This window comes from Kineococcus gurbantunggutensis, assembly GCF_050871925.1.
GTDB lineage: Bacteria > Actinomycetota > Actinomycetes > Actinomycetales > Kineococcaceae > Kineococcus.
In genome coordinates, this window is sequence record NZ_JBJLSG010000055.1 from 13,479 (window position 1) to 29,287 (window position 15,809).

The following is a 15,809-nucleotide window of genomic DNA, read 5'->3' on the forward strand; positions in this document are numbered from 1 at the left end:
CATAGGCGGTCGATGCCCGCCTTTTGGCACACGGGGGCAACCCGACGCCCTCCCCGAGAGCCCCCAGACGGCCAGGACCGGGAATGGTGCGGCAATCAGCACCCGCCCACCACCGGTCCCGCGGCGGTGCACTCACAAGCTGGAGTGGGCGGCCACGGCCTGCTCCAGCGCCTCCTTGCGCTCGGCGAGGACCGCGTCGAGCGCGGCGGGGTCCTCGCGGTCCAGCGCGATCATCCGCCGGCGCGCCTGCCCCCCGCGCACCACGCGCAGCTCGTCCCCTGTCATGCCCTCGACGGTGGCGACGGCCACGTCCTGGGCGCTCTCGTACTCGAAGCCGTGCTCGGCCCCGGCGGAGGAGCTGTCCATCATCGGGGTGCTCGTCGCGCCCGGGTAGACGTTCAGCACCCGCACCCCCTCCCCGGCCAGCTCACGGCGCAGCGCGTCGCCGAAGTGGGCGATGCCGGCCTTGGTGGCGGCGTAGGTGGCGTAGAAGGGCAGCGCGACCAGCCCGATGCCGGAGGAGACGTTGACCACCAGAGCCTCGCCCGAGGCCTGCCCCGAGGCCTGCCCCGAGGCCTGCCCGCGCGCCTGCCCCGAGGCGCGCAGCGCCGGCAGGGCTGCGCGGGTCAGCAGGACGGGGGCGGTGAGGTTCAGCGCGATCTGCGCCAGCACCTCCGCCTCGCTGAGCGACTCCAGCCGCCCGGCGCGCACGTTGCCGGCGTTGTTGACCAGCACGTCCAGCCCGCCGAAAGCTTCGAGGGCGGCAGCGACCACCTGCGCGGGCGCCCCCGGCGCCGTCAGGTCGGCGGCCACCACGTGCGCCCGGCTGCCGCGCCCGCGCACGAGCTCAGCGACCTCCTCCAGCGGTGCCCGGCGCCGGCCCACCAGCGTCAAGCGCACCGAGTGCTGGGCCAGCTGCAGCGCCAGGGCACGGCCGATGCCGCTGCCGGCACCGGTGAGCAGGATCGAACGGTCGTGGAGGTCCATGACGCTGCTCTACCCGGACGGCGCACCGTGAACCGCCTGCAGCCCGGTGGCACACCTAAGTAGGGGCAGGCACCTGTGCGGGACCGGGTGCGGGGCCCGCAGGCAGCGCTCCCGGGGGGCTCAGGCTCGTGCGCGGCGGGCGGGGTGGGCGCTGAGCCACATCCCCGGCTGCACTAGGTCCCGGCTGCGCCAGGTCCCCGCTGCCCAGCTGAGCCGATCAATCCATCGACTCAGCCAGGCAGCCGATCAGCTCAGTTGAGCCGCCAGGTCGATCAGGTCACCGGTGCGCAGCGACGGCGTGCTGAAGGACACGGAGCTCGCCCTGCTTCTCCATCCATCCCCAGTCGCCTTGGAGCTGCCCTGGCAGACCAGCCCACGTCCCACGTCCCACGTCCCACGGTGAAGATGCCCAACTGCCGCAACACGGTGCTCACCGCCTGTCACACTGCGCGCCATGGCCGCTGCCTGGGGACCACCCGACGCCGTCAATGCGACTGCCCGCCCCGAGAACGCGCCACCACACACCGAGCACGCACCGACTCCCTGCCCACCCACGCCGCCCGAGCCGCCCGAGCAGCCCGAGCGCAGCGACTCACCCGCCCTGGCGGCACTGCTGCAACTAGCCGCCGTCCTGATCTCCGCGGACTCCCTCAGCGCACTGGCCGCGCAGGTGCCCGCCATCGCCCAGACCGCGCTGGACGCCGATATCGTGCTGCTGGCCCTCACCGACACCCACACCGATCAACTGGTCCACCTGAGCACCACCGGCCTGGACCCCGACCTGGCCCAGCAGTGGGCCGTGCTGCCCATGTCGCTGTCCTCACCACCCACCGACGCCGCCCGTGGCCACACCCTCATCTACGAAGACGCCACCGACGTCGCCAAGGATTACCCGCACCTGCGTACCCAGATCACCGCCATCGGCTACCAGGCCATGGTCCACTTCCCGCTGCGCACCAGCCAGGACACCGTCGGCGCGCTGGGACTGGCCTGGCGCAGCCGACGCCGCTTCGGCCCTCACGAGCGCGAGGTCATGCAGGCCCTGAGCGCCTTCACCGCCCAAGCGGTGGCCCGGCTGCGCCTGTACGAGCGCCAACGCCGCAACGCCGAGGTCCTGCAACGCTCCCTGCTGCCGAGCCTGCCGCACGTGCCGTACTTGGACGTCCAAGCCCGCTACGTCCCCGCCGGCACCGACGAGCACGTCGGAGGCAAACGGGTCGGAGGCAAGCACGTCGGCGGTGAACAGGTCGGTGGGGACTGGTACGACATCACCGTGCCCGCCGACGGGGTGCCCAACATCGTCATCGGCGACGTCGCCGGCCACGACATCGACGCCGCCGCGGCCATGGGCCAGCTGCGCGGGCTGCTGCGCGCCTTCGTGTGGGACCGCTCCGAACCGGTCGAGGCGGTCATCACCCGCTTGGAGCGCGCCATCAGCGGACTGGCCCTGCACCTGCACGCCAGCCTCCTGCTGGCCCGCATCCACTGGGCACCTGAGCCCACCACCGACCCCGCCGCCCCCACCACCGCCGACCCCGGCGGGGGTGCACCGGTTGCCACTGCACACGAGCGCGCGCCGGCGGGCACGCTGGTGTGGACCAACGCCGGGCACCCACCCCCGGTGCTGCTGCACCCTGACGGCATCACCAGCGTGCTGCGCACCACTGCTGAACTGATCGTCGGTGTCGACCCCGACACCGACCGCAGCAGCCACCACGCCGTGCTGCCGGCTGGCACCACCGTCTTCCTGGTCACCGACGGGCTCATCGAGTCGCGCCGGCGCGACCTGGACGAAGGCATCGACGCGTTATGCGCCAGCATCCGAGCGCACCGGCACCTGCCGCTGGAGCAGTTGTGCGACCGCATCATCGACGACCTCGCCGGCACCTCACCCGAGGACGATTGCGCCCTGCTGGCCCTGCGCGTGGCTTCGAGCACCGACGGGTGAGGACAGCTGAGCACGGCCGCCGCGCATCGAGGTCCCGCTGGTCTTGCGAGTCGCTACTCCATGGACCAACACGCCGTTGCATCAGTTCGCGGCAGGGAGTCGTCGAGCGCAGATGAACCTCACCGCCAGGCGAGCCGGCGCGGTGATCGCGCAGGAACCGGTGTCGTAGCGCATGGCTGAGCGTCCGTGGGCAAGCAGCCAGCTGATCGTGCGCTCGAGCACCCGGATCTGCCGCACGATCCTGTGACACCGATGATCATGACCCACTTCTCCGGACTCGCGTGTCGAGAGACGGTGACCGTTCGCACGCCCGAGAGGGGCCCTCAGCCCAGGTCCTACCCGCCGGCCGTCTACCACCAGGCGCCGGCGCTGTTCGCCGCCGGCCGCACCACCACCGGTGCCACTGAAGCGCTCGACACCGTCCGGTGGAGGCAGCACCGCTTTCGCGCGGCGTGGAAGAACTGCACTGCCGGCGCAGGCAGGACCTCATCGACAGCGCTCAGGCCGACGGCACCGGCGACCGCGAGAGCGCCGAACCGGCCGTGGCCGACAAGTGGATCCGCACCCCGGAAAAAGGGGCCCATATCCTGTCGGGCCGCTGCTGCGAGCCTGTGGGAGGTGGTACCGCCAAGGACGGCCCGCGAGTCGACCCCTCGGTGAACAATCCAGGTCGTACTGTCGTCGATCAGTGCAGCAGAGCCATGATCTCGACCTTTCCCATTCCAGCGAGTGCCACTGTGCATCTGCACCGGCGCCAGGCGGCCTGGCACCTCACGCGAAGGCGGAGAAGCTCACCGACCGCACCTGAAACTGCGCACACTTCGCACCGAGACGCTGCCCGGTGCAGCGCATCCCCGGGGCGGCGTACCCCGACGATCAGGACCACGTGCACCGCACGGCTGCGGACAGCAAGACACCGCCGATCACCCGAGCGTCCCACCCGGACGTCCCACCTGGACGTCCTACCCGGACGTCCCACCCGGACTTCCCACCGGGACTCCGCCGCCGAGGACCCGCCGCCCGGGACCCGCCGCCCGGGGCATTGAGGCCCTACCGTTCTGCCGTGAGCGCCCAAGACCCCGCACCGTTCACCGGCGAGGCCCCAACCAGCGCGCTCGGTGAGAGCACACCGGCGCGCTACGCCACAATCAGCACCAGCTTCCACCTGCAGCAAGCAGCGCAGAACCTATTGCTCAAGGCGCTGCGAGCCGTCCGCGACGGCGATCACGCGCGAGCACGGTCCCTGAGCGCTCGGGCGCTGGGGCTGCCCAACGACGAGCACGAAGGAGTCGCTCCGGCGTGGTGGGCGGCCACGGTGCTGCTGGACGGTGCCGTCAACGAGGAGCTGGAGGCGTGCGACCCGGACGACGACACCTGGCTGCGGGCCTGCGAGCAGGTACTGCACACCGCCGCCGAAGCGGGCGCCGGTGCCCAAACAGGTGCCGGTGCCGAAGCAGGCACCGGTGCTCTGCGTGCCGCGATCGCCGTGGCCGCGGTCGATCATGACCTGCCGCGCGCCGAGGCGCACCGCTGCCGCACCACCAGCACTGGCGCCAACCTGGACGCCTGGCTGGATCAGAGCCCGCCCGAGCACAAGCAAGCGCTCGAAGCGGTGCTGGCCATCGTGTGCACCACCGCCGCGTGCCGGGCCCCCGCACCGAGCACGACTGGTGCTGCATCACCAAACCGCGCCGGGCCAGGCTGGACCTGGTCGCGCAGGTCTGCTGCACGATCAGAGGGCACCGCCGCCGGATCGTGCAGCAAGCCCGTGCCGTCAGTTCACCACCGCGGGCACCGAGCGCACCCGGACCAGGAAGTCGCTGAGCGCGCGAGGCTGCACGTGCACGGTGAGGCAGTCCTGCACGCCCTGCACGTCCCAGGCCACGCGGGCTTCGGGCACCTGCACGCCGCGCCGACGCAGGTGCGCGGCCAGGGCGGCGGGCAGGTGCTGGCCGGGCCGCAGGGCTAGGGCACGGGTGCGCCCGTCCTGGTCCAGCTCGGCCCACCACTGCTCCAGCACGCGTTGTTGTGTCACGTTCAACCATGTTGAGGTGCGCCGGCCGGCCGGTGCGCGCGCCTGACCCTCTCGGCCCAGGACGACCACCCGGACGGCGGCGCCGGTGCCCCCTAGCCGGCCCGTCAACACCGGCCCGTCAACACCGGCCCGTCAACACCGGCCCGTCAACACCCTGGAGCCGCACCTGCTCGACACGCGCTCGGCCCGGCCCGAGCGGTGCGTCGAGGGCACCGCTCGGGCCGGGCCCGGCTGCGCTGCGCGCCCGCCCGCCCGCGTCGACACCCATGCCATGACGTGCCATGACGTGCCATGACGTGCCATGACGTGCCATGACGTGCCATGACGTGCCATGACGTGCCATGGAGGTCGGATGCCGCACGAGGGACTGCACCGTACGGGCGCTCACGGCGTGCCGGCGCTCACCGCGTGCCGGCGCTCACCGCGTGCCGGCGCTCACCGCGTGCCGGCGCTCACCGCGTGCCGGCGCTCACCGCGTGCCGGCGCTCACCGCGTGCCGGCGCTCACCGCGTGCCGGCGCTCACGGCATGCCGGCGCTCACGGCATGCCGGCGCTCACGGCATGCCGGCGCTCACGGCGTGCCGCGGTGGTACGCGCGTGCGCAGCACCGGTCATGCTGAGGCGTCGTCGAGCAGGTGGCACACCACCGTGGGCGTGAAAGGCCGACTCATGACCGACGACCTGATAGCTCGAACTGCCCGGACCCGGACCCGAGCCGGGGCAGTGCAGGGGCGAGCGCGGCGTGCCGGGGCCGTGGCCTGGCAACTGCGCCAGCAGGCGCACACGTGCCGGGCGCGCAGCACCGCGACTCGGGACCGCACGGAGGCGGTGGCGCTGCAGTCCACCGCGGCCCGGCTGGGTATGCCCTCACCGCTGCTGTACCCCGATCAGTGCACCTGAGCGCCGGGGCGGGTCAGCGCCCCTCGTCCTCCAGCGCCTGGAGGACCTCCTGCCAGCGCAGCCAACCGCGCTGGAAGTCGCGGTGGTGCTGGTGCAGCACGGCGATGTCCAGCAGGGCGTGGGCGAGGTTGTCCGCGGTCAGCTCGCGCTGATCGCTCACCGCCTGCCGGTAGCGGTGCACGAACGATTCCCAGCCGACGCGGGCACTGATCTCCTGCTCATCGAGGCCCAGGCCTGCACGCGGGCGCGCGGCGCGGCGTTCGACGAAGTCGGCGATGGCGTCGGCGGTGGGCCGGGGCAGGGGGTGGACCGTCACACGGTGATCCTGTGGGGCAACGACCCGCCCCGCACGCTGACCCCCGAAAGGGGGCCAGGACACCGAGCGCCCGCGCGGCCGCTCCAGCTCGGGATCGTGCCTGCCGAGGAGCACGAGGTGGACCTGGAGGAGCTGCAGGAGCTGGAGCAGGCCGCGCTCAGCGGGGTGCGGCTGCTGCCCACCGAAGCGCGCGACATGGTGCCCTCCGCGGTGCGCTGGGCCACGGCGGTGCATACCGCGGTCAAGGCCGTGCCCAGCCAGGTGATGCTGCGCCCGGCGCGGCGCTCGCTCAGCGCGGTGGTGTGGGTGCTGGCCGCCGCGGCGGACTTCGAGGACCGCATCCCGGCGTCCTTCACCGCTGCGGTGCTGGCCCGCGAGGCGGGGGTGGGGGCGCGGGTGTGGCAGCAGCGCACCGCGTGGCTGCGTCAGCACGGCTGGCTGGAGCACGACGGGGGGGCACCACCGCTCGGGGTGGCGGCTGCGGACGCCGGCGTGAGGATGTCGGTGTGAGGCGCGGGCACCAGCACCTCGAGGGCGCGCGCGCCTTCACGCTGGAGGAGACCATGCGCTTCGCGCACCAGGTGTGCCCCGGCTGCGGGCGGCGCAGCGAGTGGTGGACCTGGTACCGCCACCAGGACGAGCGCGCCTGGTACCTGTCGGTGGGCCGCTGCCCCGAGTGCGACCGAGCCCCGGGACCGCTCTCAGCAGCTGAGCGCGAACAGCCCTAACCGCCCACACCGCACGTCTGCGTCGACCGGCTCAACGCCACCTCCCACGACCCGCTCAAAGCTGCGGCGCGGTGCAGCCCGAAGAGCCAGGGGCCACGGAGGGTGACGGCCTGAGTCCGAGCGAAGGCAGGACATAGCACGTCATGCACCAGAGCCGGAGGCTGATACCCGGCAGCACGGGCAGATCCCGGTGCAGTCGACGTCAGCGGTGCTGGTGCCCGAGGACTGCTCGCCCAGCAGGGACGAGATCAGAACCTGCTGACAGAACTTCCGCGACTGGTGGGACGCATCGACGCGCTCGCTGCCGGGTAGCACCACCCAGGGCCGGCACTTGGACGAGGTCGACCTCCGCGGTGCCCGCACCGTACTGGGGCCGTGCGTCGTGCGCCTGTGACGACGCCCGCACCCACGCCCACACCCACACCCACACCCACACCCGCACCCGCACCCGCACCCATGCCCGTGCCCGCGCCGGGGAAGGCGCACTGCTGCACGCGTGATGACGCGGATCGTGTCGGCGGTGTCGCGCAGAGCAAGGAGGTTACTCCGCGCCGCAGTTCTCCTCGCGGCGACGCTCGGTGAGCTGGTGTGCGCGTTCTCCGACTCCTCTCACCCTGCGGAGTGGACGACTGCTCCATCCGTGCGATGTTCCCCCGAGGTGGTTGAGAACTCTAGCTAAGTTCACGCTCAGGGTGACCGGGTCGACCTGCTCAGAACCTCGAACACGGGGATGGGTGGGCGATCAGGTGGACAGCGCCGGTGTGAGCGTGGGTGACGACGCGCGCACGCCTGGCGAGGACGCGGCGACCAGATCCAGCCACGGCTCAAGGAGCTGCTGCGCGCTCGATGGCGCGAGCGCTCTCGTGCCGTGCGCAGGTCGCGACGTGCGTGGTGCGCGCTGAACCCCTGAACCAGGACTACGCACATGGGGGGAACCATGTCGACCACCGAATCCGGTACGACACCGTGGACATCAGCACCGACGACACCGCCCCCGGCGAACGCACCGAGCGCTGCATCGAGCACCGCGCCGAGCGCTGCACCGACCACCGCGTCGGCCACGGCACCCAACGCCGCGGCGGTACACCGCGGCCGCAGGAGCGCTCGGCACTCGTCGCCGGCCGTGCCCGAGCCCGTGCCGGCGCTGAACCAGCGGGCAGCGCTGCAGCAGGAGCACAGCGGCGACCCGGCCTACACCAGGATCGCCGGGCCCCTTCAGCACCCCGCTGAGCGCGGCGGGCGCTTCCAGCCGCGCTGGCGCAACATCGCCGGCTCGCGCCGGCGCCTGGCCGCCACCGCGCTGCTGGCCGCGTTTAACATCGTCTTCGAGCTGGCCTTCGCCGTGTGGCTGCTGTGGCCCAGCCACCACCCGCAGTACATCCGCGGCCCGGTCGAGCTGTGGGCCAACGTGCTGGTGATCGGCGCCATCTTCGTGGTGGAGCTGCTGCGCCTTATCAACGTCATCTCCCTCTCCATCGCCTCGGTCATCGCCCGCGACCCCGTCCCGGTGCCGGCCGTGCAGGGTCAGCGGCTGGCGTTCGTGACCAGCTTCGTGCCGGGCAAGGAGCCGCTGGGCATGCTGCGCGCGACGCTGACGAAGATCCGGCAGGTGCGCTCCCCGGCCGGCTCGCCCATCGATGCGTGGGTGCTGGACGAGGGCAACGACGACGAGGTCGCCGCGCTGTGCCGCGAGCTGGGTGTGCACCACTTCTCCCGCCACGGCATCGCGCGCTACAACCAGCCGCGCGGGACGTTCAAGGCCAAGAGCAAGCACGGCAACTACAACGCCTGGCTGGACGCGGTGGGCTACGAGCGCTACGACATCCTGATGTCGGTGGACACCGACCACCAGCCCGAGGCCAACTACGCCGAGCGGATCCTGGGGGGCTTTCGCGACCCGGACGTGGCCTACGTGGTGGGCCCGCAGGACTACGGCAACTCCGCTGACGGGTTCGTGCCGATGGGCGCGGAGAGCCAGCAGTTCCCCTTCCACTCCGTCATCCAGCGCGCCGCCAACCGCTACGGCGTGGCGATGCTGGTGGGCACCAACAACGCCTTCCGCCTGGCGGCGCTGCGCTCCATCGGCGGGCTGCGCGACTCGGTGACCGAGGACATGGCCACCGGCCTGGTCTTCCACACCAGCAAGAACCCGCTCACCGGCAAGCGCTGGAGCTCGGTGTACACCCCCGACGTCCTGGCCGTCGGGGAAGGACCCACCTCCTGGGGCGACTTCTTCAGCCAGCAGGACCGCTGGTCGCGCGGCACGTTCGAGGTGCTGCTGAAGGACCTGTGGCGCCGCGCCTGGCGGCTGCGCCCGGGTCACCTGCTGCACTACGCGCTGATCACCACGTTCTACCCCTCCATGGCCATCGCCTGGCTGCTGGGAGCGCTGTGCGTGATGGTGTACGCGGTCATCGGTACCGGCGGGATCATCGTGCCCCCGCAGGTGTGGCTGGCGCTGTACCTGGACGCCACGCTGTTCCAGCTGTGGATCTACGTCTCCAACCGCCGGCACAACGTCAGCCCGTTCGAGAAGGAGGGCTCCTTCGGCGTCTCGGGCATGCTGATGTCGATCTTCGCCACGCCCGTCTACGCGGGGGCGTTCTTGAAGACGCTGCTGCGCCTGCCGGCGAAGTTCGCCGTCACGCCCAAGGGCTCGGCCTCCTCCGCCGACGGCCTGTTCGCCTTCCGCCTGCACCTGTTCTGGCTGGGCTGGTTCGTGGTGGCCATCGCGCTGAGCATCGTCAACGGCAACGCCCGCGCGGCCTCGCTGATGTGGCCGATCGTCTCCATCGTGGTGCTCTCGGCCCCGCTGGTGCTCAACCGGGTCCACGCACGCCGGGCGGATCGGGCGGCTGGGGCCGGTGGCGAGCGCGTCATCGACCTGCGCGACGAGCAGGTCGCCGTCCCCGCCGGCGAGCCGGGCGCCCGCACGCAGGCCATCAGCACGCAGGCTGATAACCCGCAGACCGTCAGCACGCAGGCCAGCACACAGAGCACTAGCACGCAGAGCACCAGCACGCACGGCTCGATCGCACGCATTCCGACCAGCAGGACCGATGGCCGCCAGGGCGCGGCCAGCACCGTGGAGGGCACCTCGTGAGCAAGCAGCGCATCATGCAGCGCACCCGTGACCGCCGCGTGGCGGCCGTCTCGGCCCTGGTGCTGGGGGTGCTGGGGATCAACGCCGGGCCCGCGGTGGGCGGTGTGCAGCTGGGCTACCACGAGTGGAAGGTGCGCACCCACGACTACAAGGCGGCCTACGGCTCCTGGAGCACGTTCGAGCTGCCGCAGCAGTACCGCGTCAACGCCATCCACGCCGCGCTGCTGAACACCGGCAAAGTCCTCATCGTGGCCGGCTCGGGCAACGACCGCGAGAACTTCGAAGCCGGCACCTTCCGCAGCATCGTGTGGGACCCCGCCGACGACACCTTCGAGGAGATCCCCACCCCGGAGGACATGTTCTGCTCCGGTCACGCCTTCCTCTCCGACGGGCGCCTGGTGGTGGCCGGCGGCACGCAGCGCTACGAGATCCTCGCCGGTGACGTCACCCGCGCCGCCGGCGCGATCACGGTGAAGAACGAGGACCCCGACGCGCAGGCGATGACCTTCCCCAAGGGGACCGTGTTCACCTCCCCGCAGGGCGTGGAGTACCGCTCGACGAACGAGTTCGTGCTGCCGCCGGCGCACAAGATGGAGTTCGAGGGCGGCGCCACGGTGCACGCCAGCGAGGTCGTGGTGTGGGCCGAGGCCGTGCAGGAGGGCGCCGCGGCGGTGAGCACGACGCCGGGGCAGTACAGCATCGCGGGCCTGCACGGCGATCAGCAGCGCAACGTCTACGGCCTGGCGCAGAAGATGACGATGGACAAGCAGGACTACCAGGGCACGCAGTCCACGTACGTCTTCGACCCCGCGACCGAGCGCTACAGCCGCGTGGCGGACATGAAGTACAAGCGCTGGTACCCCACGGTGGTGCCCCTGGCCGACGGCACGCTGCTGGCCTCCTCCGGGCTGGATGGCACCGGGCAGGTCCTCACCGGCCAGACCGAGGTCTTCGACCCCGCCACGATGACCTGGGCCGAGCGCACCGACCTTGAGCGCTACTTCCCCACCTACCCCTGGCTGTACCCCACCGCCGACGGGCGGCTGTTCTACTCCGGCTCCAACACCGGCTACGGCCCGGCCGACGCCGGGCGCCAGCCGGGCCTGTGGGACCTGAAGGACAACTCCTTCGCCCCGGTGCCGGGTCTGCGCGATGCGGACCTGCTGGAGACCAGCGGCTCGATCATGCTGCCGCCGGTGCAGAAGCAGACCGCGATGGTCGTCGGCGGCGGCGGCATCGGCGAGTCCCCGCGCTCGAGCGATCGCACCGCCACGGTGGACCTGAGCGCGAAGGAGCCGGTGTACGTCGACGGCCCGCGCCTGCCCGAGGGCACCCGCTACCCCAACCTGGTCAACCTGCCCGACGACACCACGCTGATCACCGGTGGGTCCTCGGACTACCGCGGCAAGTTCGCCAGCGACAACCACACCTCCCTGCTCTACGACGCGGCCAGCGGCACCATGCGCCAGGCCGCCTCCCAGCGCATCGGGCGCAACTACCACAGCGAGGCGCTGCTGCTGCCCGACGGCCGGGTCATCACCCTGGGCTCGGACCCGCTGTTCGCCGACGACAAGGACAGCATCGAGGGCACCTTCGAGCAGCGCATCGAGATCTACTCCCCGCCGTACCTGTTCGACGGTAAGCAGCCGGCCATCACCGCCGGTCCCGAGGAGCTGGTGCGCGGGGGCCGGGCCAGCTACACGGTGGCCGAGACCCCAGCGGGGAGCTCGGCCGGGACCTCGAGCATCGCCACGGCCAAGCTGATGCGCCCCAGCGCCGTCACCCACGCCACCGACGTCGAGCAGCGCACCGTCGCCCTCGACTTCACCCAGACCGGCGACCAGCTGCACCTGAGCATCCCGCAGGACGCGAACATCGCGCCCAGCGGCTGGTACATGCTGTTCGTCACCACCGGCAGCGGCGTCCCGTCACAGGCCCGCTGGGTACACCTGTCCTAGAGGCAGCACCGCCCGGGTGCCCGCCCCCTCCCCCCGGGGCGGGCACCCGGACCGAGCCCCACCCCCACGGCCACCGGGTCCCACGGTGGTCCACGGCCACCGGTTCCCACCACCGGTTCCCACCACCGGTTCCCACCACCGGTTCCCACCACCGGTTCCCACCACCGGGTCCCACCACCGGGTCCCACCACCGGGTCCCACCACCGGGTCCCACCACCGGGTCCCACCACCGGGTCCCAGCATCAGGCCCCACGGCCAGCGCGTCCCACCACCGGACACCACGGCCAGCGGGTCCCACCACCGGACCCCACGGCCAGCGGGTCCCACCACCGGACCCCACACCCGGGCGGGTCCAGCCGGTCGCCGCAGCGCAGCACCACCGCTGATCACCGTGGTGCCGGAATCGCCTCAATCCCCTCAGTCAAGCACCCAACGCACTGCCTGGACACTCCCTGGAAGGGGCTCCCGTGCCGATCGCCGCACAGCCGAGCACGCCCGCGCACCACGGCGGCACGAGGCGCACCGCGCTCACCCGGCGGGCGAGGCTGAGCGCAGCGCGGGCAGCGGCCGCTGCCGGCGCGCTCGCGCTGGGCGCGCTGCTGCTCAGCGCCTGCAGCCCCGAGGGCGGCAGCGCCGCCTCCACCGGCCAGAGCACCAGCCAGAGCACCAGCCAGAGCGCGAGCGCGAAGACCGCCGCGGCGGCGAGCAACCCGCTGGCCGGTGCCGTCTTCTACACCGACCCCGCAGGTCACGCCCAGAGCCAGCTGGCCCAGTGGCAGGCCAGCGGGGAGCAGGAGAAGGCCTTCTGGCTGCGCCGGCTGGCCGAGCAGCCGGTGGCGACCTGGTTCACCGGCGGCGAGGGCGACGTCAGCGCCGACGTGCGTCGCCTGACCGCCGGTGCGGCCGCGGCCGGGCAGGTGCCCGTGCTCGTGGCCTACAACGTCCCCGGTCGCGACTGCGGGTCGTACTCGCGCGGCGGCGCCGGCGACGCCGGCCAGTACGCCGCCTGGATCGAGCGCTTCGCCCAGGGCATCGGCACGGCCAAGGCGGTCGTGGTCCTGGAGCCCGACGCGGTCATCCACGCCCTGGACGGGTGCGCCGCCGCGGCCGGGCTGGACCAGGCAGAACGCTTCGCGATGCTGCGCGCAGCCGTCGAGCGGCTGAAGCAGAACCCGGCCACGGTGGTCTACCTCGACGCCGGCAACGCCGGCTGGATCGCCGACGAGGGCGTGGTGGCGCAGGCCCTGCGCGCCTCCGGCGTGCAAGAAGCCGACGGGTTCTCCCTGAACGTGTCGAACTTCAAGAGCACCCCGGACAGCACCACCTACGGGCGCGGCATCTCATCGCTGCTGGGCGGTGCGCGCTTCGTCGTCGACACCTCCCGCAACGGCTCGGGGCCGGCGGCGCCGGACGGTCAGGGCACCGAGTGGTGCAACCCCACCCACCGCAGCCTGGGGAACCTGCCCACCTCGGCCACCGGCGAGGACCTCATCGACGCCTACCTGTGGATCAAGGTGCCCGGTGACTCCGACGGCGCCTGCCGGCCCGGGGAGCCGCCCGCGGGGACGTGGTGGCCCGAGTACGCCTTGAACCTGGTGATGCAGACGCAGATGGGCCACCCCTACCAGGGGCACTGACCCCACGGGCACCGACCGCTTCCTGGGGTCCGCTTCCTGGGGCCGCGGCTCGGTGATCGCGGCTCGGCGATCGTCGCGGCGGCGGTCACTGCGCTGCCGGCCGGTGCCGGTAGTGGGGCGCGCACCGGGCACCGGGCAGAGCGAGGCACCGGGAGCGCGCCAACCGCCGGTGCAGCAGCAGGCGGGCCTGCCCCACGAGCTCCTCGAGCCGCGGTGTCGCAGTGCCCGCACCGGCGGCCCCGCAGATCCACTGCTGCCCGTGCACCGGGTACCGCGTGCGCCCGGCGCCTTCAGCGCCGCGCCGGCTGCGAGGTGCCGCACCTCGGCGCCGTCCAGCGGCACCGGAGCAGGCACGTGCGCACCGGCACCAGCCGCGCAATACACAGCACGCTAGGGGCGGGTGCCTGCCGTGCACCGGCGGCGGCGCTGAGCTTCCCGGCCCGCTGAGCTCGGCGGGGTGTGCGGCGCAGGAGGCGTCCGGCCCCACTCCCCTGCGCCCAGCACGTCCAGGTGCACCAGCTGCACCGACCACCTCGAGCGCTGGGCCGCTCCAGCGCTGCCCTACCAGCGCCACCTCCCCGGCCGGCGCCACCTGCCCGGCCAGCGCCACCTGCCCGCCCAAGCCACCACCACAGGAGGACGCCGTGAGAACCGCGCAGTTGCCCGCCCTCGTGACCGAGCACTTTCTGCAGGTGCACGCCGGAGCCATCACCGCGGGCAGGGGCCTGCGCCGGCGCCACCGCCGCGGTGATCGCGTGCTGCTCATCGAGCCCGTGCCCGTGGCCACCGCCGCGGGCTGCAGCGTGCAGCAGCGCCTGGCCCAGCTCAGCGAGCGCGTGCACGCCAGCGCCTCGGCGCCGGCCGAGCCCGCATGGGCACACCGGATCGGGCACGCCGACATGGACCTGCTCAGCTGGTACAGCCCCTACCACGACGTGACCTTGCGCGAGGCGCTGGGCGAGGAACCGGCCCGCACCGGCTGGGGCGTCTACCTCACCGCCACCGGCATCGAGTCCTTGGCGCTGCAGGCGTTCGTCCCCGCCGGGCTGAGCTGGCCCGAGGCGCTGCGCGCGGCGGTGCAGGCGCTGTACGCGCACCAGCTGTTCCACTACCTCACCGAAACGGCGATCACCGCGGTGGAGGTGCACGAGGCGTTCGAGCACGAGGGTGTCCTCGCGCACTTCCAGCGGCACCGCATCGCCCACCCCGACGCCCCGTGCGCCACCGAGGAGGCCCTGGCGAGCTGGCACGCGCTGCGGCTGAGCGAGCCGGCGCACCACCAGGCGCTCCTGGCGTGGATGGCGCACGGACCGCCCGGGCAGCGTGAGGTGGGCGCCCACGAGGACGACGGCGCCCGAAGCCGGGCCCTGCGCGCACTGATCAGCCACTGCACCGGCAGCGCAGCGCACGAGCTGGTGCAGCTGAGCGAGCGCTGCTTCGACCTGGAGCACGTGCACGCCGCGATCAGCGACGTCCCCGTCCACCTGGTGATCAGCCTGCGCTCACCGCACGGGCAGAGCGCCTGGCAGTGCTGAACGCTCCAAGGCCGCGCTGAGCGCACTCGCCACGGGTCAGACCCCCACGTACCAGCGGTGATGCCACCGGTGATGCCACGGGTTTGCGCCGCGCGGGGAAGGCGTGCCTGCCGCAGGGTGGTCGATCACGCCTGCGCCGCAGCGCACGCACGGCCGACGTCTGCGTGCTCGCTCGCTCTACGGTGCTCCTCGCCCGGTGGTGCTCGCCCGGTGGTGCTCGCCCGGTGGTGCTCGCCCGGTGGTGCTCGATGCACGAGCACTGGTGGGCTGGCCCTTGCTCCAGCCGGCGCCGTGGTGCGCGAGTCGCTGGCCCGCCCGGTGCAGGCGGCTCGCGCGGTGCAGGCGGCCTACCCAGCGTCAGGAGGCCTCCCCGTGGCGGGTGAGCCGCCCGGCGGGTGTGGGCCGTGCCGCGCGAGCGCTCAGCTCGCGCGGCACGGGGCGGCAGGTGCCCTGCTCAGAGATCTGAGCTGGTGCCAGAGCTGGCGCCGGGACCCGTGTCGGTGTCGGTGTCGGATCAGGTGTCGGAGCCGGGGGTGGCGCCGGCCCCCGAGGCCACGTACTCGCCCAGCCACGCGCGCAGCTCCGGGCCGATGTCCTCGCGCTCGCTGGCCAGGCGCACGACCGCCTTGATGTAGTCCAGCTTGTCGCCGGTGTCGTAGCGC

At 72.6% G+C, this 15,809-nt stretch carries 10 protein-coding genes; 8 read left to right on the forward strand and 2 right to left on the reverse strand.

Annotated features, from left to right (window positions below):
* Positions 1-132 precede the first annotated feature (132 nt).
* Positions 133-987 carry an SDR family NAD(P)-dependent oxidoreductase gene (locus ACRYR7_RS12210; protein ID WP_432572368.1) on the reverse strand — a complete coding sequence of 285 codons (855 nt, stop codon included), beginning with the start codon at positions 985-987 and terminating at the stop codon, positions 133-135.
* A gap of 454 nt (positions 988-1,441) precedes the next feature.
* Here ACRYR7_RS12210 and ACRYR7_RS12215 point away from each other — a divergent pair, with 454 nt between their 5' ends.
* Positions 1,442-2,935, forward strand: a complete 1,494-nt coding sequence (locus ACRYR7_RS12215; RefSeq protein WP_432572369.1) for a PP2C family protein-serine/threonine phosphatase — start codon at positions 1,442-1,444, stop codon at positions 2,933-2,935.
* Positions 2,936-3,998: 1,063 nt separating this feature from the next.
* On the forward strand, positions 3,999-4,904 hold the full coding sequence (locus ACRYR7_RS12220; RefSeq protein WP_432572370.1) for a hypothetical protein: 906 nt from the start codon (positions 3,999-4,001) through the stop codon (positions 4,902-4,904).
* Between the two features lie 979 nt (positions 4,905-5,883).
* Here the strand turns inward: ACRYR7_RS12220 and ACRYR7_RS12225 are convergent.
* Positions 5,884-6,186: a hypothetical protein gene (locus ACRYR7_RS12225; RefSeq protein ID WP_432572371.1), complete on the reverse strand. Its 303-nt coding sequence runs from the start codon at positions 6,184-6,186 to the stop codon at positions 5,884-5,886.
* Between the two features lie 96 nt (positions 6,187-6,282).
* Between ACRYR7_RS12225 and ACRYR7_RS12230 the strand changes: the two genes are divergently transcribed.
* The 6 genes from ACRYR7_RS12230 (at position 6,283) to ACRYR7_RS12255 (ending at position 15,147) form a co-directional block, all read left to right on the forward strand.
* On the forward strand, positions 6,283-6,696 hold the full coding sequence (locus ACRYR7_RS12230) for a hypothetical protein (protein ID WP_432572372.1): 414 nt from the start codon (positions 6,283-6,285) through the stop codon (positions 6,694-6,696).
* A complete protein-coding gene (locus ACRYR7_RS12235) occupies positions 6,693-6,914 on the forward strand; it encodes a hypothetical protein (protein ID WP_432572373.1) in 222 nt (73 codons plus the stop codon). Before ACRYR7_RS12230 ends, ACRYR7_RS12235 begins: the two co-directional genes overlap by 4 nt.
* Positions 6,915-8,037: 1,123 nt before the next feature.
* Complete coding sequence (locus tag ACRYR7_RS12240) at positions 8,038-10,017, forward strand: glycosyltransferase family 2 protein (RefSeq protein WP_432572374.1); 1,980 nt, start codon at positions 8,038-8,040, stop codon at positions 10,015-10,017.
* 14 nt (positions 10,018-10,031) lie between these two features.
* Positions 10,032-11,975 (forward strand): radical copper oxidase GlxA, encoded by a 1,944-nt coding sequence (gene glxA, locus ACRYR7_RS12245; protein ID WP_432572377.1) that lies wholly within the window; start codon positions 10,032-10,034, stop codon positions 11,973-11,975.
* Between the two features lie 467 nt (positions 11,976-12,442).
* Entirely contained in the window at positions 12,443-13,612 is a 1,170-nt protein-coding gene (locus ACRYR7_RS12250) for a glycoside hydrolase family 6 protein (protein ID WP_432572375.1), read from the forward strand.
* A gap of 644 nt (positions 13,613-14,256) precedes the next feature.
* Positions 14,257-15,147 (forward strand): hypothetical protein, encoded by an 891-nt coding sequence (locus ACRYR7_RS12255; protein WP_432572376.1) that lies wholly within the window; start codon positions 14,257-14,259, stop codon positions 15,145-15,147.
* Positions 15,148-15,809 lie beyond the last annotated feature (662 nt).